This is a genomic window from Pseudocnuella soli (assembly GCF_004347775.1).
GTDB classification, from domain to species: domain Bacteria; phylum Bacteroidota; class Bacteroidia; order Chitinophagales; family Chitinophagaceae; genus Flavisolibacter; species Flavisolibacter aquaticus.
Genome location: NZ_CP037755.1, coordinates 4,669,381 through 4,692,899, shown reverse-complemented (window position 1 = coordinate 4,692,899; position 23,519 = coordinate 4,669,381). Strand labels below are relative to the sequence as shown.

Annotated in this window: 17 protein-coding genes and 1 pseudogene; 16 read left to right on the top strand and 2 right to left on the bottom strand. The window is 44.8% G+C overall.

Going from position 1 to position 23,519, the window contains the following annotated elements; translation table 11 throughout:
• The first annotated feature begins 939 nt into the window (after nucleotides 1-939).
• From EPD17_RS19260 to EPD17_RS19235, 6 genes and pseudogenes are all read left to right on the top strand, one after another.
• Nucleotides 940-2,391 carry a hypothetical protein gene (locus EPD17_RS19260; RefSeq protein ID WP_132056089.1) on the top strand — a complete coding sequence of 484 codons (1,452 nt, stop codon included), beginning with the start codon at nucleotides 940-942 and terminating at the stop codon, nucleotides 2,389-2,391.
• A gap of 40 nt (nucleotides 2,392-2,431) precedes the next feature.
• Nucleotides 2,432-6,262, top strand: a complete 3,831-nt coding sequence (locus EPD17_RS19255; RefSeq protein WP_132056088.1) for an RHS repeat domain-containing protein — start codon at nucleotides 2,432-2,434, stop codon at nucleotides 6,260-6,262.
• Nucleotides 6,263-6,288: 26 nt separating this feature from the next.
• Nucleotides 6,289-6,837, top strand: a complete 549-nt coding sequence (locus tag EPD17_RS19250; RefSeq protein ID WP_132056087.1) for a thioredoxin domain-containing protein — start codon at nucleotides 6,289-6,291, stop codon at nucleotides 6,835-6,837.
• A gap of 76 nt (nucleotides 6,838-6,913) precedes the next feature.
• A complete protein-coding gene (locus EPD17_RS19245) occupies nucleotides 6,914-11,677 on the top strand; it encodes a DUF6443 domain-containing protein (protein WP_132056086.1) in 4,764 nt (1,587 codons plus the stop codon).
• Complete coding sequence (locus tag EPD17_RS19240) at nucleotides 11,677-12,372, top strand: hypothetical protein (protein ID WP_132056085.1); 696 nt, start codon at nucleotides 11,677-11,679, stop codon at nucleotides 12,370-12,372. Before EPD17_RS19245 ends, EPD17_RS19240 begins: the two co-directional genes overlap by 1 nt.
• A 157-nt stretch (nucleotides 12,373-12,529) precedes the next feature.
• Nucleotides 12,530-13,614: pseudogene (locus EPD17_RS19235) on the top strand (IS3 family transposase).
• 291 nt (nucleotides 13,615-13,905) lie between these two features.
• On the opposite strand, the gene EPD17_RS19230 reads toward EPD17_RS19235, so the two are convergent.
• Nucleotides 13,906-14,343 carry a hypothetical protein gene (locus tag EPD17_RS19230; protein ID WP_132056084.1) on the bottom strand — a complete coding sequence of 146 codons (438 nt, stop codon included), beginning with the start codon at nucleotides 14,341-14,343 and terminating at the stop codon, nucleotides 13,906-13,908.
• A gap of 419 nt (nucleotides 14,344-14,762) precedes the next feature.
• Here EPD17_RS19230 and EPD17_RS19225 point away from each other — a divergent pair, with 419 nt between their 5' ends.
• Nucleotides 14,763-15,167 (top strand): DUF1801 domain-containing protein, encoded by a 405-nt coding sequence (locus tag EPD17_RS19225; protein WP_132056083.1) that lies wholly within the window; start codon nucleotides 14,763-14,765, stop codon nucleotides 15,165-15,167.
• Nucleotides 15,168-15,262: 95 nt separating this feature from the next.
• Here the strand turns inward: EPD17_RS19225 and EPD17_RS19220 are convergent, their stop codons facing one another.
• Nucleotides 15,263-15,880: a TetR/AcrR family transcriptional regulator gene (locus EPD17_RS19220; protein WP_132056082.1), complete on the bottom strand. Its 618-nt coding sequence runs from the start codon at nucleotides 15,878-15,880 to the stop codon at nucleotides 15,263-15,265.
• 55 nt (nucleotides 15,881-15,935) lie between these two features.
• Between EPD17_RS19220 and EPD17_RS19215 the strand changes: the two genes are divergently transcribed.
• The 9 genes from EPD17_RS19215 to EPD17_RS19175 all read left to right on the top strand — a co-directional run bounded on the left by EPD17_RS19215 (nucleotide 15,936) and on the right by EPD17_RS19175 (nucleotide 23,515).
• Complete coding sequence (locus EPD17_RS19215) at nucleotides 15,936-16,502, top strand: cupin domain-containing protein (RefSeq protein ID WP_132056081.1); 567 nt, start codon at nucleotides 15,936-15,938, stop codon at nucleotides 16,500-16,502.
• 94 nt (nucleotides 16,503-16,596) lie between these two features.
• Nucleotides 16,597-17,112: a hypothetical protein gene (locus EPD17_RS19210; RefSeq protein ID WP_204743229.1), complete on the top strand. Its 516-nt coding sequence runs from the start codon at nucleotides 16,597-16,599 to the stop codon at nucleotides 17,110-17,112.
• Nucleotides 17,113-17,528: 416 nt separating this feature from the next.
• Nucleotides 17,529-18,134 carry a DUF4255 domain-containing protein gene (locus EPD17_RS19205; protein ID WP_132056080.1) on the top strand — a complete coding sequence of 202 codons (606 nt, stop codon included), beginning with the start codon at nucleotides 17,529-17,531 and terminating at the stop codon, nucleotides 18,132-18,134.
• The gene (locus tag EPD17_RS19200) at nucleotides 18,131-19,399 is read left to right on the top strand and encodes a hypothetical protein (protein WP_132056079.1); all 1,269 of its coding nucleotides are present in this window, start codon (nucleotides 18,131-18,133) and stop codon (nucleotides 19,397-19,399) included. The genes EPD17_RS19205 and EPD17_RS19200 overlap by 4 nt, the downstream gene beginning before the upstream one ends.
• A 23-nt stretch (nucleotides 19,400-19,422) precedes the next feature.
• A complete protein-coding gene (locus tag EPD17_RS19195) occupies nucleotides 19,423-21,357 on the top strand; it encodes a phage tail sheath family protein (protein WP_132056078.1) in 1,935 nt (644 codons plus the stop codon).
• 140 nt (nucleotides 21,358-21,497) lie between these two features.
• Nucleotides 21,498-21,932 carry a phage tail protein gene (locus EPD17_RS19190; protein ID WP_132056077.1) on the top strand — a complete coding sequence of 145 codons (435 nt, stop codon included), beginning with the start codon at nucleotides 21,498-21,500 and terminating at the stop codon, nucleotides 21,930-21,932.
• An 88-nt stretch (nucleotides 21,933-22,020) separates the two neighbouring features.
• A complete protein-coding gene (locus EPD17_RS19185) occupies nucleotides 22,021-22,494 on the top strand; it encodes a phage tail protein (RefSeq protein WP_132056076.1) in 474 nt (157 codons plus the stop codon).
• 120 nt (nucleotides 22,495-22,614) lie between these two features.
• The gene (locus EPD17_RS19180) at nucleotides 22,615-22,794 is read left to right on the top strand and encodes a DUF5908 family protein (protein ID WP_132056075.1); all 180 of its coding nucleotides are present in this window, start codon (nucleotides 22,615-22,617) and stop codon (nucleotides 22,792-22,794) included.
• 1 nt (nucleotide 22,795) lies between these two features.
• Nucleotides 22,796-23,515 (top strand): CIS tube protein, encoded by a 720-nt coding sequence (locus EPD17_RS19175; RefSeq protein ID WP_132056074.1) that lies wholly within the window; start codon nucleotides 22,796-22,798, stop codon nucleotides 23,513-23,515.
• Nucleotides 23,516-23,519 lie beyond the last annotated feature (4 nt).

Here is a 23,519-nt window from a genome sequence, read left to right as displayed (position 1 = left end):
ATGTCTAAAGAAAAGACGTGATGAAAAGAAGAGACTAGTGGCTTGTTGCCAGGTGCATAGGCAATGGGCGTTAGGTTGCAGCGCTTTTCAGTGGAATTGATATCAAATGCAGCATAGCGACCGATTGTGGTTTTATCTATTTCACTTGTAGGTAGAAGGGAAAAGCCATTGCGTATTAGGTTGCGGAAATTGTATTTGGAAACAAGGTGATTGGGGATTCTAATTTCATTAGTGAGCCTTGTTTGTGTATTGTTCAAAATAGATCAGTACTCCTGCAAGCTATCAATCCGATGTGCCATTAGAATTGAAGAAGTCGAAATCGATAGTGAAATAATATCCATTTGAGGGGCATATAAGGTAAGGTTTAAGTTCTATTGTATTGGTTTAGGTTCAATTATAGCGTTCTAAGGGGGTTCGGATTGAAACGTCCGCTGGGGAGAACATTTATAATGGGACGCAAAATATATGGAAAATTAAAAGTGCAATACTTTGTTGGATTTCGGTAATAGGGTATAAGGGCAGTCGCTCATTGCATATAAAACTTGTTATGAGGATGTAAGTAGATTTTGATGGTGCAAGACATCCGTAAGTAGATACGATCATCAATAGCTTTATTGTGATAAACTATGGCATCCTTATTTTCTTCTTGATGGCTAAGTCTAAGGGGAAAAGCTTCATTATTTCCATAGTTTAGAAATACCTAATGGTATCAGGCATTAAGCGAATGGATGAGTTCGTTTTTTTGAAGTTTTGCATTTAGTAGAGCTGAGCTTATTATAGTGGTGGCTTAGACATCGAAAATATCACATAAATATGGTATGTGTATTAGGCTCGTCTGTCAATAGCTTTGGTTTACCAATTCAAAAAGGACGTGTCTGCTAAAACTATCAAAGTAGGTTAGCTTCTCACTCCAACGCGATCATTATATACCAACTGCTTATGCGCCTGCTTTCCACGTATGTTTTGCTATTTCTATTCGTACAGCTGCTTTCAATGCCGCGAGCAATAGCTCAGGATAGCTCTTTAGCGCAACTACCGAAAGAATACTTCGCTGAAGTCATGGAAAGTGTAAGCAAGCTGGAAAAGAAGCTTGATAAAGCCACACAGAAAACAATAGCTGCACTGGAAAAGGGTGAAAAGCGATTGTGGAGTAAAGTGTCCAAGATTGATTCCTCAAAAGGTAAAGATGGTATGCAGGAATCAAAGGAGCGATATTCTACCCTCAAAGAAAGATTAAAACAAAAGGAGACTGCTGTTCCGTCTGAATACCTTCCATTCTTGGATACATTAAAAACGTCGCTTAACTTTTTTTCTGCCAATCAAGACGTGCTCAAAAATGCAAAAGGAACAAGCGAAAAACTATCTTCTTCTTTAAACTCGGTAAATCGGCTTCAGAACTCCATACAATGGACTGAAGAATTAAAATCATTCATCAAGAATCGGAAATTCCAGTTGAAAGAACAACTCCAAGGGCTTCCTGTAGCTGAGGAATTGAACAAACTTAATAAGCAGGCTTATTACTATACAGCACAGGTTGCTGAATTCAAAGCCTTGTTAAATGACCGCAAAAAAGTAGAGCATAAAGCACTGGAGCTTTTAAGTAAGTCAAAGCTTTTTCAGGACTTCATGAGCAAAAACTCACAACTGGCAGCTCTTTTTCCGATGCCTGCGGACGCAGATGATATTGGCGGAAGTGTTTCCTTGCAGGGGCTTCAAACCCGGTCATCTATCCAGCAAACTTTGCAAAATCGCTTTGGCTCTGGTACAGATGTAACACATATGCTACAAGAAAATGTTGGGCAGGCGCAAGCCCAACTAAATGAGCTGAAAAGTAAGGCAGCCCAATATAGCAGTGGTGCCTTTGGGAATTCTTCCTCCGATGTACAGATGCCAGATGGCTTTAAACCAAATGACCAAAAAACAAAGCCCTTTCTAAAAAGGCTAGAATGGGGTGGAAACATGCAAAGCCAAAGAGCACGGCAATTTTTCCCGGTTTCTTCTGATTTAGGATTTTCCATTGGCTACAAGGTCAATGATAAGAGTGTAGTAGGTCTAGGGGCATCGTATAAGCTAGGATGGGGCAGGGGATGGAATCATATTGCACTTTCACATCAAGGCGTGGGGCTCAGGAGCTATGTTGATATAAAGCTAAAAGGAAGTATTTATATCAGCGGTGGTTATGAGCAAAACTATAGAAGTGCGTTCCAAACTATTGATGTATTAAAAAACTATAGTGCTTGGCAGAGCAGTGGCCTACTGGGATTGACGAAGAAGTATGCTATCTCCAAAAAGGTAAGGGGTAATATGCAGCTATTGTGGGATTTCCTTTCCTATCACCAGCTTCCGAAGACACAGGCTATAGTTTGGAGAGTGGGATATACATTGAAATAAATTTATCAAACTGACTGTTTAAAGTTTAACTGACTTGTTTATGAGATACAAATTAGCATCTTCTGTAAAAAGGAGGTTGTATTTGTTATTTGCTGCATGTTTCATCTGTAGTGCAATGGGCGCTCAGATTAAGGCGCCACAAATAACGCCGCTATCACCCAATGCTGCAGCATTATTTAAATATTCGGAGTTTCCTGTAAATCTGTACACTGGTGTTCCTTCAATTTCTATTCCTCTTTATGAGATAAAGAGTGGTGGTTTAATAGTGCCGGTGAGTCTTTCCTACCATGCTGGCGGTTTTAGGTATGAAGAACAAGCAAGCTGGACGGGCCTAGGATGGACAGTTCAGGCAGGAGGAATAATTACGAGAAACATTAGGGGTTTGGCAGACGAAAAACTTGAAGGTCTATTCAATAAGCCAGGTCAGATGAACCTAAACCTACAACAATGTGATGTAGAGACCTTTCAAAATATTCTTAATCGATATACCGATTTCCAGCCTGATGAATTTTCTTATTCGATACCAGGGAGAAGTGGTCGTTTTTTATATCAACAAGGCGCCGCTCAACCCACTACAATTCCCTATGACCCCCTAAAAATAACTAAAACAAATACTTCAAACTCTTTATCGAAGTTTGAAGTACGTGACGAAGCTGGAACAACTTACCAATTTGGCAATACAGAAAGTACATTTGGTGGAACAGGAGCATATACAGAGGAAAGCACCCCTTATCCAACAGCATGGTTGTTGGATAAAATTGAATCCGCTGACCAAACTAAGAGTGTAATTTTTAATTATGTTACTGGAGAAAATGATGTGCAAAAGCATTCGCGTCAGCACAGAATTGAAGTGATAGATGATGTTGGTGCTTCAGGAACTGGATGTTCGTCACCAATTGCAACGATCGGTAGTCCCATTGAGACAAGCCTTAGCTATCGTACAAACACCAAATATCTTTCGAATATATTTTTTGAAAATGGTAAGATAGAGTTTGTTCAATCATCCACTTATCGTACGGACATTTTTGAAAAGCAAAGGAGTCTAGAATATATAAAAATTTACTCCTTGCACGGAACGGTCTATACACTCGTTAAAACCATAAAATTTGTCTATTCATACTTTACGAAAGCAAAGAGCGGGTTGTTGCAAGATTGGAAGCTAAAGCTTGACAAAGTTCAGGTGATGGGCTCCAATGGAGTAGTAGTCGAAGAATATAGTTTTGCTTATCATACCAATAGCTTTAGTGGGGACTCCAATATTGATTTTTATGCCCAAGATTACTGGGGCTATTATAACGGTGCAACTAACAACACAAATTTGATCCCACGTCAGGCTATATATTTTACACAGGCAGGTACTGCTACAACTCAATACATAGGCGGGGCTTTTAATAGGAATACCGATCCAGCCTATATGAAGGAAGGCGTTTTGAAAAGAATCACTTACCCAACCAAGGGATATACGGAGTTTGATTTTGAAACCCATCAGTATGAGGAAGGGCAAATCAAATATGCGGGAGGGCTAAGAGTAAAGAGAATAGCCAGCTATGCTTCAGGAAATGACGCTCCTATCGTTAAAACTTACAAGTATGGATTGAATGGAAGCGGTAATGGAAAAAAAATGTTTTACAATAATCTGGGTTATTTCATGTCTGCAGTCGACAACGTCTGGAATTACACAGGTATGGAAAATTGCTATTATAATTTGAGAACTTATAGCTCGGTAAGTTCTATGCAGATCGATGGCTATGAGGGTACGCCGGTTGTATATCCCAATGTGACTGAGTATGACGGTGTTGAGGCGTCCAATAACGGAAGGACACATTATGTTTATGATAATGGAAATCCGGAACCGGACAACATCTATTTGTTGTACTACTCTGCCAATAATTTGTTTCATCGACAGTCTAACCATTGGAAGCGAGGGCATCTAACAAGTAAGAATATTTACAATTCGGCTGGAAATGCTGTTTCCACGACCCTTAATAGTTATCAGTTGTTTAACGCCTACGAACAAAATATAGGCCTGATGTTGGTCAAGAAATACAATATTAATGGCGAATCATCAGGACAATGTTATGTGAATACCCGGAATATGTCAATGTTACCCATTTATGCATTCAATTACTATCCAATCAAAACCGGTGTTTACAAACTAACACAAGCCACCGAAAAGCTTTATGATGTTGGCGATTTCAATAGAGCTATAGTCAAGGAAACAAGAACCATCGTGGATCCGCTATACCTGCTGCCAGTCGAAAGTGAAAAGGTAGTAAGCGAAGGAGTGAACAGCTACGAGGAACGTTTGATAAGCTATACGAAGTATCCGTTCAATTATATTTTTAATGGTATCCCGACAGGTACGGAAGCTCAAGGAATAAAGCACCTGATGGATAAAAGCATGGTAAGCGTACCGATTGAGCAGTATCAGGTAAAAAAGGTGGTCAATGGTGCCACAACCACTTCAAGTGTAATCAATGGCACCATAGTGACATTCAAGCCTAACAAGCCATATCCGGATAAAATATGGCAGCTTGAAACCCTATCTTCGATTCCTGTTACAACATTTGGTTCTGGATCAAGCATTTCCAGTAATGCTTTTGTGAAAAATGCTGCATACAAACCCAAGATAACTTTTGATCAGTATGATACAGAAGGAAATGTTCTCCGGCTACACAAGGAGTATGATCTTTCGAAATCATATGTCTGGGGATACAATCAAAATTATCCCATAGCCGAAGCAATTAATGCTAAAGCAGAAGAAGTATTTTTTAGCTCTTTTGAAGACGGCGGTTGGGATGGCATCCTCGCGCCCCAGCATGGAGACAAGCCTGTAAGCGCGTATGATGCAGCTAAATCAAGAGCAGGTAGAGTATCGGCACGCATTGATAACCCTAATTCTGCTGAGCGCTTCTGTCATAGCAACAAGGTCTTAAACGTTAGCTTGAGTGGACCTACCAAGTTTAAGCTCTCTGGATGGGTATATAGTAATGGCCCTTCGGTAGATATGTATCTGTTTATGCACGTCAATCAGCCTACTGGATCTCCCTACTTCTCTTATGTGGATTATGTTCGTACAGAGGCGATCAATAATTGGGTTTATGTTGAAAAACAATTTACAGTACCTGCCGATGTCAAATATCTGAATGTACGCATAGATAATAATGGAGGGGGCACTGTTTGGTTGGATGACATTCGATTGCACCCAAGTTCAGCCCACATGATCTCATATACTTTTGATCCGTTAATCGGAATGACGTCCCAAACCGATATCAACAACCGAACTACTTCGTATGAGTATGATGGTATGGGCCGTCTGGTGGTCATCAGAGACCATGATAAAAACATTCTGAAAAAATTCTGCTACAACTATGCCGGTCAGCAGGAAGCGTGCAGTGCTTTTACGAATGCTGCTATAAATAACTACTACTACTCACAAAACTGTGGAGGACTTACACCTGTTGCATACTATGTAACGGTACCTGCCAGCCAATTTTCTTCAGCCGTGTCGCAGGCGGATGCCGACCAGCAGGCGCAGCAATATGCACAAGGGCTGGCTAACCAATATGGTGGGTGTCAGCAGCCCAATATCGCCATCAGTGGTTACAACAATACTTCTACCGGCTTCAATGTTGAATTTTATAATACCAACACCGGCGAGTCGTTCTGGAGCGATCTATACTCTTACCGCAGTGGAACGATAGGGTTTATACCACAGGGTACTTATCTTATAAGTATCTCCCCATACAACAATACCACTTCGAACTACAGCTATTATGTTGGATGCAATTATTCCACTTCTGGCTCCTCTGGTGCTTCATTTTACAATGTACCCATCAACGGAAGCTGCAACAGTATCAGTATCTATTAAAAAACTCACAGCGCAAATAATTTCATATGAAATACTTCGTAAGCATATTCTTATTGGCTTCATTGGTTTCCTTTCGTGTTTTTTCCGATATCTACAGCATTCCGCTGAAATCCATAGATGGTAAAAAGGTAGATCTATCTGAGTTTAAGGGTATGAAAATGCTTTTTATCGTGCTGCCGCTATCGGCAAATGATACTACCGTTAGCCTTAAGCAAATACAGGGCTTGCAAGGCCGTTACCGCAATTCGCTGGCTGTCATCGGTATCCCAGCAGAAGAAGCCGGATTCGAAAGGGGCAATGAGGATCAATTAAAACAGCTATACAGAACTGCAGACAGGACTTTTCTTATTCTTGAGGGAATGAAAGTAAAAAAAGGTCCGGAGCAGCAAACGCTTTTTCGATGGCTCACTAGCCGAGAGTACAACCAGCATTTTGATCAGGATGTGCGGGGCGTAGGAAGTAAGTTTTTTGTAGACGAGTTTGGAGAGTTATATGCTGTGATGGGGCCAGAATTTAAGCTAACTAACCCCTTGATGGATAAGATTTTGACACGTAGAAATGGAAAGCAGCCTTAGTCATTAACAGATACTAGCTGGAATACAATCAACTGAAGGGTTTGCCTAATTGATATCCCAATCTAACTGTTGTTTTATGAGAAGTTTTGCTATAAAAATGTATAGTCTACTGAGTGTATTATCACTTCCTCTGCTGGGTATATCCCAAGGGCAGAGTATGAGCAATCCCATTGTCATGGGTTCAGGTTCGTATGCAGCAGGCACCCATACTTACTTGGATTCGAAGAACAACAACACCTACACGAACAACTTTGGGCAGAGCAGCCCCAATATATGGTATAAATTCACAGTACAGGGTGCTACTACGCTTTCGATTTCTACATGCACGTCCAGTTTTGATACATACCTGCACCTTTTGAAATCCGATGGAACAGTATTGGCCTACCGCGACGATGACGGCGCAGCTTGTCCTGGTGTAACGCAATCGTCAATTGTAATACCCTCTGCAAAGATTTACCCGGATGCATCTATCACCTCCATCCCTGCTGGTACTTACTATATTGTTGCAGAAGGCTATGGTTCTAATACGGGTGTAATCAACTTGGTGGTAAACCTTACCGTACAGGCACCCCCAGCAACAACTGTGTATAACACTCGTAATTTTATCCGCACCTGGGAAGCCACTGCGCCGGAAACTAACAGCAATGCTTTGGTGGGCAGAGGCATGGGGGAAGTAAAACAAACAACTACCTATCTCGACGGGTTGGGTAGGCCGGAGCAAATTGTAATCAAGCAAGGTTCACTGGTCAGTGGCTCCACCGCCGTTGACTTGGTAAGCCCAGTTGCTTACGACCAGTTTGGAAGGGAAGCCCAACGGTACCTTTCATATGCTGCTGGGGCAAGTGATGGATTATACAAAACTAATCCGCTGACAGCACAAAACGGCTTCTACTCCGGCCCTGCAAGCCCAATCATAGGCCAAGGCGAAAGCGTTTTTTACGAACAAACACAGTATGAAGCCTCACCGCTCAATCGGGTAACAAAACAAATGGCCGCCGGTAACAGCTGGGCTGGTGCAGGCAAAGGTGTGGAGCAGAAACATTGGCTGAACACAGCATCAGATGCAGTAAGGATATGGACCGTGGGAACAAGCACAGTTGGTAGCTTTGCCACGTATAGCTCAAATACAACGTATAGAGCTGGTCAACTTTTTAAGGCTGCTACAATAGATGAAAATGGTAAGCAGGTGCTTGACTTTAAAGACAAAGAGGGTAGGCTAATTTTGAAGAAGGTTCAGCTAACTGCAGCAGCGGAAACAACTGGTGCAGGAAGTGTCCATGCGGGCTGGCTTTGCACCTATTATATCTATGATGATTTAAGTCAGCTTAAAGGTGTTATTCAGCCACGAGGCGTAGAGTTAATTGACCCTGCAACAACATCAGGAGCCACTTGGACACTCAGTCAATCACTTCTGGACGACCAATGTTTTAGGTATGAATATGATGAGCGGGGCCGAATGGTAATGAAAAAAGTGCCCGGTGCAGGGGCCGTGTATATGGTTTATGATACACGAGATCGGCTAGTGATGAACCAGGATGCAAACATGCGCACAGGCACTGTGAAATGGATGGTTACACTGTATGACGCACTTAACCGGCCAATAAAAACTGGCCTTTGGAACAATACGCAAAGCCTGGCCCAGCACAAGAGTGCAGCCTGGTCTTCTGTGGAATACCCGGCCGCTTCCGCTTTAGCAACAGGTTTTGAGCTGTTGAGCGAAGCTGGTTACGATACTTACGCCACTATTCCTTCAGCAAGCGGACTGAATGGTGGTTTTGATGCCACCGATTACAATAGTACCAATTTTTTGCTCAGCTATGGCGCTTCGCCGGAATATGCCGAAGAGGTAAAAGGTACCACTGCTGTACTGGGCATGGTGACCTGGACATCCACAAAGGTTCTGGGCACCAGCAGCTTTGTGTATTCCGTAAATATATACGATCTCAAGGGCAGGATAGTGCAAGTGAAAACAAAGAACTTTTCCGGGGGAACGGATATATTAACCAGCCAGTACAACTTTGCGGGCAAAGTGATGCGTTCATTTGTAAAACATGAGAAAGCTGCTGCGCCGGCGCTAATGGTGAAAGTCGGCACCCGCAATAATTTCGATGCGCTTGGCAGAATTACAAGCATTGATAAAAACTTGAATGGTGGAGGCTGGAAAAGCACAACAACCTTAGCTTATGACGCCGTCGGGCAGTTAAAAACAAAGAAGCTAGCTCCGAATTTTAATAACAACCTAGGGCTGGAGACCCTTACTTATGATTACAACATCAGAGGCTGGATGCTGGGGGTAAACCGCAATTTTGCACAAAGCACCAGCAGTGCTGCCAACTGGTTTGGATTTGATTTAGGGTATGATAAAACCACTATTGGTGTTTTAGGTAGTTACACAGCGCAGCAGTTCAATGGCAATATCACAGGCACCGCTTGGAAAAGCAGGGGCGATGGTCAGGTTCGTAAATATGACTTTAGCTATGATGCTGTAAATCGTCTTACCGGTGCAGCATTCGCCCAGCATAATGGATGGTTCAACCTAAATGCAGGCATTGACTTTTCTGTATCGAACTTAAGCTACGATGCTAATGGCAATATCAAAACCATGAACCAGGTAGGTTGGCAAGTAAATGGTTCGAGCCCGATCGATCAGCTTAGCTATACCTACCTGTCAAATAGTAACCGCTTGTCGCTTGTGACTGACGGGGTGAACAACAGTAATAGCACCCTGGGCGATTTTAAGTATAATCCGAGCACCAAAACCGCCAGTGATTACGATTACGATTTAAACGGCAATTTAAAGTTAGATCGTAATAAAGGCATTACCTCCATCACTTACAACCACCTGAACCTGCCTTCTGTTATTACTACAAGCAAAGGCACCATCACCTATACGTATGATGCGGCGGGTACTAAGATGCAAAAAGTGGTTGCAGAGACTGGCAAGCCTGTAAAAACAACATTGTACCTTGCTGGTGTCTATGAGGATGGAGTGCTACAGTTCCTTACCCATGAAGAAGGTCGCATTCGCTGGAAGGCCACAAACAGTTCATACCAGTGGGATTATTTTCTGAAAGACTACCTGGGTAACGTTCGCATGGTGCTCACCGAAGAGCAGCAACAAGACCAATATCCTGCCGCAACATTCGAGGGCACATTTAGCATCTCAACTCCGGAGGCTGTTTCCATGATCAACTATGAAAAAAAGTTCTACACTATCAACAACACCTTTGTAGTCAACAGCTCTACAATGCCTGGCTGGTCAACCTCTAAGGATTACCAGAATAATAATGGTAATCCTCCCTACAACCTAAGCTATCCCCCTACTACTACTCCTGTTGCTAGTGCAATCAGTGGCAAGGTTTACCGGACCAATGCCACAGCCAACAAAACAGGGTTGGGCATGGTGCTGAAGGTGATGGTGGGCGATAGAATAGATATCCATGGTAAGTCATATTACCAAAGTGCTACCAGCTACAATAACTCAAATTCTACGGTTTTGGCCCTTTCTGACCTTATCGGCGCGTTTATAGGGGCACCGGACAATGCAGGCATCCTTAGCAAAGGAATCACCACTGCAAGAATGCAGACGGTCAATACCAATTTGATTCCCGGAAGTTTTTTTAGAGGCAATGATAACACCGTTTCTAATATCCCCAAGGCGTATATAAATTATATTTTCTTTGATGAGCAATTCAAGTATGCAGGGGGGAATTTTAGCCGGGTTGGCAGCAGTGGGACGGTAAAAAGCCACTTTCTAGAACTGCAGAATATAGAAGCGCCAAAAAATGGATATGTTTATATTTATGTAAGTAATGAGAGCAACGACAATGTGTTCTTTGATAATCTGCAGGTGATTCATACGAGAGGGCCGGTAATGGAAGAAGCCCATTATTACCCCTTCGGACTGACGATGGCGGGGATAAGTTCGAAAGCGGAGAGCTTTGGAAATCCATCTAACAAGTTTAAATACAACGGTAAAGAAGAACAACGACAAGAGTTCAGTAATGGAAGTGGATTAGAATGGCTGGACTATGGTTGGCGTATGTACGATTATCAAACTGGAAGGTGGGGAGTAATTGATGCCAAGGCAGAAAAGTACGAGCGCTTTACTCCTTACTGTTATGCGATAAACAACCCTTTGATTTATATAGACCCAGATGGAAAGGATGTTTATGAAATTAATGGGAATGGACAGATTACTGTTATACCTACGAAATCGAAAAGACATTCCTATTACTTAGTAGGGGAAGACGGTAACAAAACTTTTGTTGGAAGCTTCAAATTCTACAAAAATGGACTTGTAAAACTTCCTTCCAGCTTTACGGGCGGGGATGGTGAAGGAAATGCTTTTGGATTTAAAGTCAAAGAAGGAAATGAAAGTCGGTCATACATAAGGGGTGATGCTCTGGCTTCTTTATTTGGAGCTTTAGCAGAAACCAAAACCACAGACCTTACTATAAATGGTTTTAGCAATGCAGATGGTAGTTCACCTGACCCCAGCAAGTCTCATAAAGATGGCAAGAATGGTGACTTACGATATTTGAGAAAAGATGAAAGCGGTGGACCTGTTTTGTTACTGGATAAGCAATTTGACATGACCCGCCAAAATGAATTCAATGATGCCTTGCATAAGTTTGGTTGGAAGAACATGCTATCCGAAAGGTTTACTCCTGCAGGTGGGAAAGACGAAGTTTTGCTTAATTACACCAGTCACTATTCTAAAAGTCGACATCATAACCACTTGCACTTGCAAGGATATGCTCCCAATATTCAAACAGTATATATGGGTGGTGAATTAGAAAATGTAACAATAGCTGCAACAAGGAAAAAGCCATTATAATGATGAAGAGTAATTTAGTTTGCCTCTTGCTTTTCTCTTTTCTTGCATGCAACAATCGACCTTTACAGGAAAAGAGTAGTACAACTGTTGTAGGTAGTTCTATTAAGGATGACCAAGTAGTGAAGCCTGTTGAAAGCACAACCGATAGTAGTACTTATAGCGGAGTTTTATTGTTGTACTCTGATAGTTTACAGTTAGATAATCAAAACTTCAACATTTACAACCAGGATAACTCTGTCTTTGCTACAGTGACATCAAAGAACGGCAATGAACCTTCGAGCGATAAGCTGAAAGGGAAAATACTTGCTTACTATCCAGATTATTACATTATACATTTTACTGCTGAAAAACTTAGCGATGGAGTTTATAAAGTAAAAGTTGGTTCAGGATCAAAGGTTATAAAAGCAAGAAAGTATGTGGAATTTTTAAGCTTACCTGACTATGTATTAAAGTTCTTTGTCACTACGACAGAAGCAAATCCTTTAAGGAATAGTCAATCTGAAACAGCTTCGGAAATCAAAGGCTTAGATTATAAGCAGCTAAGTTTTAAATGCCTTGAAGTTAAAGGTGACTGGGTGAAAGTTGCTTGTAACGCTGAATGTGAAGGCTGCCCAGAAGGGCAGACAGATATAACAGGTTGGGTACAGTGGCGAAAACACGGGAAGATTATCATAAAGCAACATTATGCATGTTAATAAGAAATAAAAAATGCCACTCAATCGAGTGGCTTTTTAAATGGCTTTAAGCTTTATGCTTTTTTATCAGGGCATCCAGGGTATAGAGAATGTGTAAGTATCCCGAAAAACCGGACAGTTTAGAATTGCAGTTTTCTTTTTAAATTAAAAACTGATCATCAGGAAGCAAAGACGATTTACGGAAACACAGATTGTCGCCATTTTGAAGCAACAGTAGGGGGCCGCACCACAAGGAGGTCTGCCGTGAGCCCTCTATCTCAGAGGCCACGTTTTACAATTGGAAGAGCAAGTATGGTGGCATGGAAGCCAGTGACGTAAAACGGATGAAGGAACTGAAAGAAGAAAATGCAAGGCTGCAGCGCATGTACGCCAACCTGGCAATGGACAATGAGATTCTCCGGGACCTGTTCACAAAAAAAGCTAGGCCCTGCCACCAAAAGGCAATTGAGCGAAGAGATTGTGCGGGAAAGGAGATTACCCGTGAGCAGGGCCTGCAAGATTGTTTCACTGCTTCGTTCCCAATATTATTACAAGCAGGTAAAGGATGATTACGAATTCATTAATGTGCTGCACGACTTGGCATTCCAGCACCCGACGTATGGTTTCCGCAAACTCTTTGCTTATATCCGCAGGTCCGGTAAATCCTGGAACCACAAGAAGGTATACAGGGTTTATAAGCTACTGAAGCTAAACAAGAAGCGCAAAGGTAAACGGAGGCTGCCCGCTAGGGTAAAACAGCCCTTGCAGCAGCAAACAGCCGTTAATAGGAGTTGGTCGATGGATTTCATGAGCGATAGCATGGTCGGTGGCGGAAAGTTCAGAACCTTCAACGTGATGGATGATTGCACCAGAGAAGCACTGGCCATTGAAGTAGATATGTCGCTTTTCTCCAAACGCGTCATCAGAACGCTGAACAGAACCATTGACATGCATGGCAAACCTGCAGCCGTAAGAGTGGATAACGGCCCAGAGTTTACCTCAAACAACTTTGAACTGTGGGCAAAAGAAAATGGAATTACAATTCAATATATCCAACCAGGAAAACCAATGCAAAATGGATACATAGAGCGCTTCAACAGAGTGTATAGGGAAGCAGTGCTGGATGCATATCTATTCTTTGATCTGTACCAGGTGAAACAACTAACAGCTGAATGGATGGATGAATACAACTTTAGAAGACCTCACGAAGCCTTTAACAATATGACCCCCAGAGGAATGGGAGGCCAAAACACTACAAACTGAAAAAACTCCGACCTAGATCTGTCTGTGAAAAGGGGTTGTTACAATAACTAACCGGAGAATTTATTTACTATTTTGTCACTATTTCTCCTAAAACCTGCACAAGTACAGGCGTCATTACTTTCTGTATCTGAAAGTGAAGTCTGAAATCACCACAAACCTAATAGTCATCTCTATCTTGCTACGTAAAATTCTAAGACAAATACGGCATGCAGCCTTCAAAGACTTCATGCCGTGTTGCGAGATTAGTATTGTCCAAGGTCTATAAATCCAAGCCAGTCAATTCGATGCCGCTCATTTTTTGATCTTCTTATACTGCAGCCAGCCGTTCGAACCGTTTGAACGAAGGATGATTTTTTTGGTGGCATCTTCCACGGTAACAAAGTAGCGGATGCTGTATTCGTCCGATGCCTCGATGGCCTCTACTACTTGCTTCGATGCATATTTTTCCTGGATTTTTGCCTGCAATACCAATGGCAGTTCGCTTACCTGGATGCTGCGGGTAATCACTACCAGCTCGCCGCCCTGGCTGAAGAATGCAGTAGCGTGCCGGCCGCTTACTTCAAAGTTGGCCTGGAACAAATCTTCTTTCACCGTCCAGGTAACTTTACTGGTATTGGCAAAGGTGCGGTTGAACGCTTTGATCACGGCAGGATCAACTTCTGCAGGAGTGTTGGCTGCCTGTGCAAAATAAGATGACACGATGGTTAACAGGATGAAGAGTGGTTTCATGGTTGTTTGTTTTGGTGTTTTTTAATTGTGTTGTTTGCAAGTTGGACGGCACACCGGCACAAATGGTTACAACAATTGCCGGTTGATTGGTAAAGGGAAACATGTGCTGTTGAAAGGAGCTGATGTTGTATGAAAGGCGCGGCGCAGGTATTGATGAAATCCGATCAATCCAATCATTTGGTTTGATCAACATGCAATGGAACGCGGAAGTGATTTTATGTTAACAACACGATGCAGATGTGTAAATGCAAAGCATTTACTTAACAAGTAATCATGTTTACTGTTATGTGAGTAAATGAGAGGCGCATTGCAACCCTCTTCAAGCGCTACTAATTTTTCCCATAGTTATTTACATTTGAAAACACATATCCCTTGCCGCACCAACACATGCGGCAAAGTGGAATAAAACAGCACTACTAATGGGAAAACCAGCCGAAATCAAAACCAAGCAAAACGAAGCCAGCGTAGCAGATTTTATCAATGCGCTTGCCGATGAGCAAAAGCGTAAGGACAGCGAGGCAATCATTAAAATGATGGAAGCTGCCACAGGCGAACAGCCTAAAATGTGGGGCGCTTCGATGATTGGCTTTGGCAATGTGCGCTACAAAAGTCCTGCTACGGGCCGGGAAGTGGATTGGTTTAAAATTGGTTTTGCACCACGCAAAGCCAACCTGTCGCTGCACTTGCTGGACCTGCAGCGGCATGCCGATGCGCTGCCCAAACTGGGCAAACATAAAACAGGCGCCGGCTGCCTGTACATTAATAAACTAGAAGATGTAAACCTGGAAGTATTGCAAGGTATGATAGAGGAATCAGCCAAATAGCAAGCACTTTTACGAACACAACATTGTCTGTTGCATTGATTGTAAATAATGTGGCAATGTAAACCGGTATTTCCATCACGGTTGTGAGGGTGTAATTAAGAAAGGCCTTCAATAAACTGCTTTATGTGCCGCTTTCCTGTTGCGGATGCATAAGGCTCCAACAATTTGCCGATCATATTCAGGTAATGACCCATTTGTTCTTCGGTGCTTTTTTCCCGGAAAGAAACGGCTGCCTCCGAGATCCAAAACCGGTTGATCAGCGAAAGGGCCGACACCAGGTATTCCAGGTCGCCCGAGCCGTTTAACTGCAGGTACCCCGCGGCCGACAGGGTTTCCAGGTTTGTTTTAATGGTGGCTGTGCGCACCCCCTGTGTTTTTTGGTACGATGCCCGCACAATTTTGTTTTGCTCCATTACATGCACAAAACTGAGCAGCAAACACCTGAAGGTTACATGGTTTAAAAAAACCTGGTGCATCATTTCTAAAAAGCGCAGCATGGTAAGGTCTTCGGGGGCCACAATGGTGGTGTTATTCTTTTTGGCCAGTTCTCGCGCCAGTTCAAAAACCAGGTCGTCTTTTGTTGGAAAATAGTAGGTAATATTTCCCACCCGCATCTGTAACAGTGCCGCCAGTTCGCGCAGCCCAACATACTCAATCCCCCGCTCATTGAACATTTCCAGCGCTTTATCCCGTATTTTTTCCTTTGTAGTCATTTGTAATTAGGACAATGTCCAAATGTAATTAGTTTTGGTTTACAATCAATGAAAAATGGAACCCAAACTGCCGCATACCATTCAAAATGTGTTGGGCGAAACCCTCACCTTTCAGGCCCTGGTGCAGGAACCCGATGGCGATAAACTGTTGGTGGAAAATTTTGTGGCACCCCAAAGCGGTCCGCCCATGCATACCCATTATTTGCAGGACGAAGCCCTAACGGTGGTTACAGGCCGGATTGGGTACCAGGTGCAGGGCGAAGCGCCCAAATATGCAGCACCCGGCGAAACGGTGGTTTTCAAACGGGGAACGCCACACCGTTTTTGGAACGCAGGTACCGAAGTGTTGCATTGCACCGGTTGGGTAAAACCAGCCAATACATTGGTTTATTTTCTGAGTGCGGTTTATGCTGCACAAAACAAAACTGGGACGGCACAGCCCGAAAAGTTTGATGCCGCATACCTGCTGACCCGTTATGCATCGGAATATGACATGAACGATATTCCGCCCTTTGTACGCAAGGTGATTATTCCCCTTACCTACCGCATCGGTAAGCTGCTGGGCAAATATGATCACTTTAAGGATGCGCCGCAGCCCACCGGGCCGCATCCATCAAATTAACCCGGTAAATCTCATTTTACGATACTACTGCTTTGTGATTCAACCTGCATCCAGGCTTTTTATCCTGCAATTATTTTAAAAAACAACCAAAACCATGAACAAGAATCTTCTTTATTCGCTTACTTGTTTAGCCTTTGCCATCATTATTGGTGCGGCTGTGTACGAGCATGTGGCCGTAGTGCCCCAATGGAGTGCAGCACCGCCCGTTTCCCTTGCCATGTTCCAGGGCCAGTACGGCCTCCAGCCCGAACCCTTTTCGAAAAGCATCCATCCCGCTACGGTCTTGCTGTTTCTCATTACCCTGGCAATGCACCGCAAGTCGGGGCGCAGGCGGCCGCTGTTGGTTGTATTGAGCAGCTATATTGCCATATTGGTAATTACAGCCCTCTATTTTGTACCCGAATTGATCCAGATCACTACAACCCCGGTTGCATCCATGCCGGATCAAAACCTGGTGCAGCGTGCAGCCATGTGGGAAATCCTGAGCCTGGTGCGGTTGGGCATATTAGTGGTGTTGTCGCTGGTGTTGTTTAATGGCCTCACCCTAACTGAGCGCCAGGCCAGTGCACCTAAACGAATTGTAAAACTGGCCCCTACTGCCACTGCCTGATTTTGCAAACACTACCGATCAAATGTTTGATCGGTTAAAAACAAACGTTCATTAAAAGCGGCACCTGGAAGGGTGCCACTTTTATTATTACGCCTTTTTATGTCTACTCCTTCATTTATGTAAACCATTTGCCCTGCGGCTACAATGGCCCTTACAACCTTGAGGCTTAAATAAATTTGTATGATAAAATTTTCTATGGCCTCTTGTGAAGATGAAAAATAATGTCAATCTTTAAAGGAGGAAGTTTTGATCTTCATAAAACATTTTCTTCTATACGCCTGTATGTGCCGCAATGGGTACTGACGAAGCCGGGTTTAAAACAATAGCTCCCGGCCATACTGCAACACAGCGCCATCTGTTCTGATAAAACTTACCGGTGATTGAAGGGTGATTCGATTACGCTTTAACTGTTTTGTGTGATTGACCAAATCTTAGACTTTTTACGCGTTCAGGTAAACAATTACCTGCGGGTAAAACTCGACCCTGCACCACCCAGTGGCGAGGCCATTGTGTTGTATAATGTTGCTTACCTGGGCGATGGCTCCATGGGTTCGGGCAACAACGGCACACCGCCCACCAATGCCTTTTTAACCCTGGTAAATGTGGAGGAAAACCGCATCCTTAAATCGCATGAACATACGGTGCGCAATGGTACCGGCCTTTCCTACAAGCACCCCGAAATTTACCTCAACCTATACCTCCTGTTTTCAGCCAACCTGTCTTATACCGAATCGCTGAAACGCCTTTCCCTCATCATCCGTTTTTTTCAGCACCAGCCCCTTTTTACGCCTGTTACCCATCCCGAGCTGGCCGGTTTGCATGTTGAAAAACTACAGGTTGAATTGTACTCCATGAGCTTTGAACAACTCAATCACCTCTGGAGCATTTTGGGAGGCAAATACCTGCCTTCGGTGATGTATAAAGTGCGGCAGGTAACCATCGACGAAGAAGCCATTACCGGTGGCGGCGGACTGATCCAGGAAATACACATGAACAGTAAAACAAAGCAGCCCCTTTCATGACCACGGCCTACAAAATATTATTTTCCGTTGAGCTGCTGCACCAGTACTATGCCGATGGCAAATGCCGTGATGTGGCCCTTGTTCCTTCGGAAGCTACCAGAAAGAGGATGCAGGATGGCCGGATGCTTTGGAAGGTGCAGGACAATGAACTTTTGGTGTTGATCCAAACGGGCAGCGATGGCAAACCCAACATACCACTGGCCGCGGATGTAAAATTTGTGTTTTACCTGCAACTGCTCCAACTGCAACTGTTGACGGTAACCAACATGGATGCGGATTTATTTAACGACCAGCGCTTTTATTTTTTCAATTTAAGCAACAACAAATCCGGGAATAGTCTGCACCTATCGCGGCCTATTGTGCCATACCAATCATCGGTGCATTATTACCCGGGCATTTTTACATTGGGACCGGGTGAAATAGTATTCGAGTGTATTAAAGAAAATCCAGCGGGTGCCGGTGTAAGCCGCAACACAGCGGATGAAGCTTTTTGGATGGCCCGGAGCGGGCAGCCTTTTGTATCTGCTGCAGACATGGTGCCTTTTGCCGATAGCATCATGCGCCTGCGAGTGGCAGAGGCAGCTACGTATTCGGTACATGCATTTGGTGTAAACAAAGCCAACAACCGGGCTTACACCGTAGCCATGCCCATTGCCCAGGAAAATCCATTGTCGGTGGCCGATACTCCAACCCCTGGCGTCAAGGAGGTGCAGGCCGATTTTTCGGCATTGCCGCCAGGCAGGTACCTCTTAGGGGTAAACGAATTGCAAAAGGAGGTGTATGTAGACAATGCTGCGGATGCGGCCCGTTATTTTGGCGTGGTGGAAATATTCAACCACCTGCCGGGCAATGATTCTTTTGCCCTTTTGGATGAAGATGGAAAGGTAAAACAAACCGGGGCCGGCGGAGATGCATCCTGGCTTCGGTACACCATACGGTTTGCCAACCGGCTGGCATTTTTTAAATACATATCACGCAACAGGGGCGTGGAGCACATTACGGACGGCAGGCCAGTTGGACCGCGCCAGTTTTCATTTGCCCTCAACCCGGTGCCGCCACCGCTTCCACTGCCGCCGCCCAACACCAGTTTATTTCTTTCCAATAAGCCGGTGCCGCTGCAGCAGGGATTGGATTTCTTTAACCTGGCGCTACCCGCTGTTTTTGGCTCCGCCACCCTCAAAGCGCCAAACCCCGACCCGGCGGCTCCAGGCGTTTTGCACAAATATCAGAACGACTATTTCTACACCATCATGCTACAATATTGACTCCATTTTAAAACCCATACCAAATGGCCACGATTTACAAAACACCAGGCGTTTATATTGATGAAATTCCAAAGCTGCCCCCATCGGTTGCACAAGTGGAAACAGCCATTCCCGCATTTATTGGCTACACCGAAAAAGCCGATGAATTGTCGCCCGGTGACCTCAACAAAAAGCCCAAACGTATTGGCTCTCTGGTGGAGTATGAATTGTTTTTTGGTTATGGTCCCAGCCCTGATGTAACGGAGGTCAACCTGGACAACAACAATAATTTTTTGTTTGCAAATTTGGCGTCCAGTTATTTTTTATACGACAGTCTAAGGCTGTTTTATGCCAATGGCGGCGGCGATTGTTATATTGTTTCGGTTGGCCGGTATTCGGCCACGCCATCAGAAGGCGATTTTACCAACGGGCTGGCTGAAGTGGCAAAACTGGATGAACCCACCATATTGCTGTTTCCAGATGCCGTACGGTTGGAAGATTCGCCGCTATCCAATGTGCAAAAAGCAGCGCTGGCCCAATGCGGCGACCTGCAGGACCGGTTCTCTGTATTTGATGTACGGCAAACAGATCCCCAAGGCGTGGCGTTTAAAAATAATATCGGCATCAACTTTTTGCGTTATGGTGCTGCTTACACGCCCTGGCTAAAAGTAGCCATGCCCAAAGCGGTAAAGTTTTCCAACCTGTTTGATGGTACCGGAACCTGCGTCATCAAGCGGTCGGGTATTGTTACCGATATGGCGGGCCTTACCACAGATGCAGACCTGCAAACAAAGATCACCGAGCTGAAAGCCATTTATGCCGATGTAAAAAAACTGGACACGGAAACTACCGCGCTGGGTGTTGGCAGTGCGGACCTGTGGACCAACTACAATGCGCTGGAAGCCGCTTTTAATGCCGCACCGGATGGCGCCAAACTCAATGCACTGTTTACCTACATATACAGCATTGCCACCAAGCTAGGCGCTTATACTACCGGCGGCACGGCACTCCAGTTTGACAAACTAAAAGATGATGTAACCGGCGCTATCAGCTCCAACTTTATCCCGGTGTTTACGCAGGTGAGGGGCGTGGAAAAAGAACTGGATGATGATGCTGCGATTACTTATTCGCTGGTATCGCTGGCAGCCCTGTCCGACGATCCGTGGGCACCGGTAAAAACAGCAACCGCAGGCGACATGATTACCGACACCCTCGAGGAAGAGGATAAATTACGGCAGGCTGCGCAACTGCTCCGGCCATTGTTTGAGCAGCTCAACCGAGATTATATTGGTTTGATAAACGACACTGCCACCAACTATGCCCGGAACATGGATACAAGCCTGGAGCTTACCTTCCCGGTGTATAAAAACATCCTTGCAGGCATTCGCAACAGCATGACCAGCATGCCGCCCAGCGGTGCCATTGCCGGTGTGTACTCCATGGTAGACCGTACCCGCGGTGTGTGGAAGGCGCCTGCTAACGTAAGCCTCACCAATGTACTGGGTCCCGAGGTTTCTTTTACCAAAACAGAACTCGATGCCCTCAACGTAGATGCGGTTGCAGGCAAATCCATCAACGCCATCCGCGCATTTTTTGGAAAAGGCACCCTTGTATTTGGAGCCCGCACTCTTGCCGGCAACGACAACGAATGGCGTTATGTAAGTGTGCGTCGGTTTTTTAACATGGTAGAGGAAAGTGCTAAAAAAGCAACTGAGCCTTTTGTATTTGAACCAAACGATGCCAACACTTGGGTAAAGGTGCAAGGCATGCTCGACAATTACCTGATCACGTTGTGGCGGCAGGGTGCCCTGCAGGGCGCCAAACCCGAACATGCATTTTATGTGGCGGTAGGCCTGGGCAAAACCATGACGGCGCTGGATATTCTGGAAGGCCGAATGATCGTGGAAATTGGATTGGCAGTGGTGCGCCCTGCCGAATTTATCATCCTGCGTTTTTCGCATAAACTGGCAGAAAGCTGATTGCTGTTTACCAAAACAATATAGCGGTGCCGCATAAACGATTCCAGATGTTTTACGATATTCTTTTATAATGATTGCCGGCACTGTTTCGGAAGGTTGCATCATAAAATACTTACAAGTACTTTTTAAATAATCAAGCTATGGCAGATGTATATCCCTTGCCCAAGTTTCACTTCCAGGTAAAATGGGACCCGGGTACCCGCGTTGGTTTTACCGAAGTTACCGGGCTCGACATTCAGGTAGAGGCCATCGAATACCGCGAAGGATCGAGCAAGGATTATTCGAAAATAAAAATGCCGGGCATGCACAAGTTCAGCAACCTTACCCTCAAGCGGGGAACGGTAGCAAGGGACCACGAATTTTTTGCCTGGATCAATGAAATAACCCTCAACAAGGTTACCCGCCGCGATGTGCTCATCAGCCTGCTGGATGAAACCCATGCACCCATCATGACGTGGAAAGCACTGAACGCTTTTCCCATAAAAGTGCAGGCCAGCGATCTAAAGGCCGACGGCAACGAAGTGGCCATTGAAACCATAGAGATAGCACACGAAGGTTTGACCATTGTTACCTAAAAAAATGCGGATGCCGATGCATCAGGTTTTGTAGCAATTGCTGTTTGGGGCAAACATTTTTCTGGCTTTTCATTGAACAGGATACACCATGGCAATAGGTCCGCAGGCAGGCGGTTATTATCCGCCGGTGGGGTTTCATTTTAAAGTGGAGTTTCGGCGCATGGCCGGCGACGCTGCCATTGGCAACGATAATGATGTGCGGTTCCAGTCCGTGTCGGGGCTAAGTGTGGAGTACGATTCGGAATCGTACAAGGAGGGCGGCGAAAACCGGTTTGAACACAAGCTGCCCCTGCGCACCAAGTACCCCGATCTGTCGTTGAAGCGAGGCATGCTCACCGATTCGGGTGTGATAAGCTGGTGCCTTGATGCATTTCAAAACCGAAGCTTTGCCACCGCACACATCATCATCAACCTGCTCAACGAAGAACACCAGCCCCTGAAAACATGGCATGTGTACAATGCCTGGCCAAAGAAATGGAGCGTCAGCGATTTTAATGCGCAGGAAAATGCGATCGTGGTGGAAAGTCTTGATTTAAGCTACAGCTATTTTACGCTGATGTAAAAAAGATGCCGGTTAAGTACGCCTGGTTGGGATAAAAAGCGGCCACCGCGTTGCTTCATTTTTTACACCGCATTGATGTTTAAATAAGCATTCGTTTCAATCATTTTTAAAAGCCTCAATATGCCCGTTGAAATAAGAGAACTACAGGTGAAGGTTACCGTTAACCAGCCCTCCGGCCAGCAGGAGCGTAGCGGGGCTGCATCAGTGCCGCAAACAGGCGATAAAGAAGAACAACAGGCCCTCATCAACCAGTGCATTGAGCAGGTGCTGGATATCCTGAACAGCAAAAAAGAACGCTGAAATGCCGCCCACCATCCCCGAAACCTCCAGTGCACAAGGCGAGCTTAAAAAGGTAAAGATCTACGCTTATACCAACATCGACATGGCCGACAGCCACCTGGCGCAGGTTGAAGGTATTGCCAACCCATACACGGCACTGATCAACCCCGAAACCTATACCGTAGACATTAAATACGAATTTCAAAACAGCCAGGGGCAGGGCACCACAGGCGGGCAGCAACAGTTTAAAGTAAAGTACCCCGAAGAAATGTCGTTTGACTTTTTGTTCGACAATACCGGCATCATTGATGGCAAGCCCAAACCCGATATTGCCGATGACATTGCGCAGTTCAAAAAATTTTTGATGGATTACGACGGCAACATTCATGAGCCGAGGTTTTTCAAACTGGTGTGGGGAACCGATCTTTTCAAAGGACGATGTTCGGGGCTCAACATTGCCTACAAGCTTTTTAACCCCGATGGTGCACCCATCCGTGCCCTTTGCAAGGTTACTTTAAAGGAGGCTACCGAAGAAGAACGCAGGGTGCTGGAGCAGCACGACCGGTCGCCGGATCTGACCCACTACCGCGTGGTGAAAAAAGGCGACACGCTGCCCTGGATGTGCTACAACATTTACGGCGACCCGAGGTATTACCTGCAGGTGGCCGCAGCCAACCAGTTGTCCAATTTCCGCAACCTGGTGGTGGGCGATGAATTGTTTTTTCCGCCTGTTGAAAAATAAAACC

What these genes read in the sequence shown, in the direction of transcription:
- EPD17_RS19225 (WP_132056083.1), top strand. Translation starts at nt 14,763, where the DNA reads ATGGGAAAACCAGCCGAAATCAAAACCAAGCAAAACGAAGCCAGCGTA.
- EPD17_RS19195 (WP_132056078.1), top strand. Translation starts at nt 19,423, where the DNA reads ATGGCCACGATTTACAAAACACCAGGCGTTTATATTGATGAAATTCCA.
- EPD17_RS19230 (WP_132056084.1), bottom strand. Translation starts at nt 14,343, where the DNA reads ATGAAACCACTCTTCATCCTGTTAACCATCGTGTCATCTTATTTTGCA.
- EPD17_RS19180 (WP_132056075.1), top strand. Translation starts at nt 22,615, where the DNA reads ATGCCCGTTGAAATAAGAGAACTACAGGTGAAGGTTACCGTTAACCAG.
- EPD17_RS19240 (WP_132056085.1), top strand. Translation starts at nt 11,677, where the DNA reads ATGATGAAGAGTAATTTAGTTTGCCTCTTGCTTTTCTCTTTTCTTGCA.
- EPD17_RS19260 (WP_132056089.1), top strand. Translation starts at nt 940, where the DNA reads ATGCGCCTGCTTTCCACGTATGTTTTGCTATTTCTATTCGTACAGCTG.
- EPD17_RS19210 (WP_204743229.1), top strand. Translation starts at nt 16,597, where the DNA reads ATGAACAAGAATCTTCTTTATTCGCTTACTTGTTTAGCCTTTGCCATC.
- EPD17_RS19200 (WP_132056079.1), top strand. Translation starts at nt 18,131, where the DNA reads ATGACCACGGCCTACAAAATATTATTTTCCGTTGAGCTGCTGCACCAG.
- EPD17_RS19245 (WP_132056086.1), top strand. Translation starts at nt 6,914, where the DNA reads ATGAGAAGTTTTGCTATAAAAATGTATAGTCTACTGAGTGTATTATCA.
- EPD17_RS19185 (WP_132056076.1), top strand. Translation starts at nt 22,021, where the DNA reads ATGGCAATAGGTCCGCAGGCAGGCGGTTATTATCCGCCGGTGGGGTTT.
- EPD17_RS19175 (WP_132056074.1), top strand. Translation starts at nt 22,796, where the DNA reads ATGCCGCCCACCATCCCCGAAACCTCCAGTGCACAAGGCGAGCTTAAA.
- EPD17_RS19250 (WP_132056087.1), top strand. Translation starts at nt 6,289, where the DNA reads ATGAAATACTTCGTAAGCATATTCTTATTGGCTTCATTGGTTTCCTTT.
- EPD17_RS19255 (WP_132056088.1), top strand. Translation starts at nt 2,432, where the DNA reads ATGAGATACAAATTAGCATCTTCTGTAAAAAGGAGGTTGTATTTGTTA.
- EPD17_RS19220 (WP_132056082.1), bottom strand. Translation starts at nt 15,880, where the DNA reads ATGACTACAAAGGAAAAAATACGGGATAAAGCGCTGGAAATGTTCAAT.
- EPD17_RS19215 (WP_132056081.1), top strand. Translation starts at nt 15,936, where the DNA reads ATGGAACCCAAACTGCCGCATACCATTCAAAATGTGTTGGGCGAAACC.
- EPD17_RS19190 (WP_132056077.1), top strand. Translation starts at nt 21,498, where the DNA reads ATGGCAGATGTATATCCCTTGCCCAAGTTTCACTTCCAGGTAAAATGG.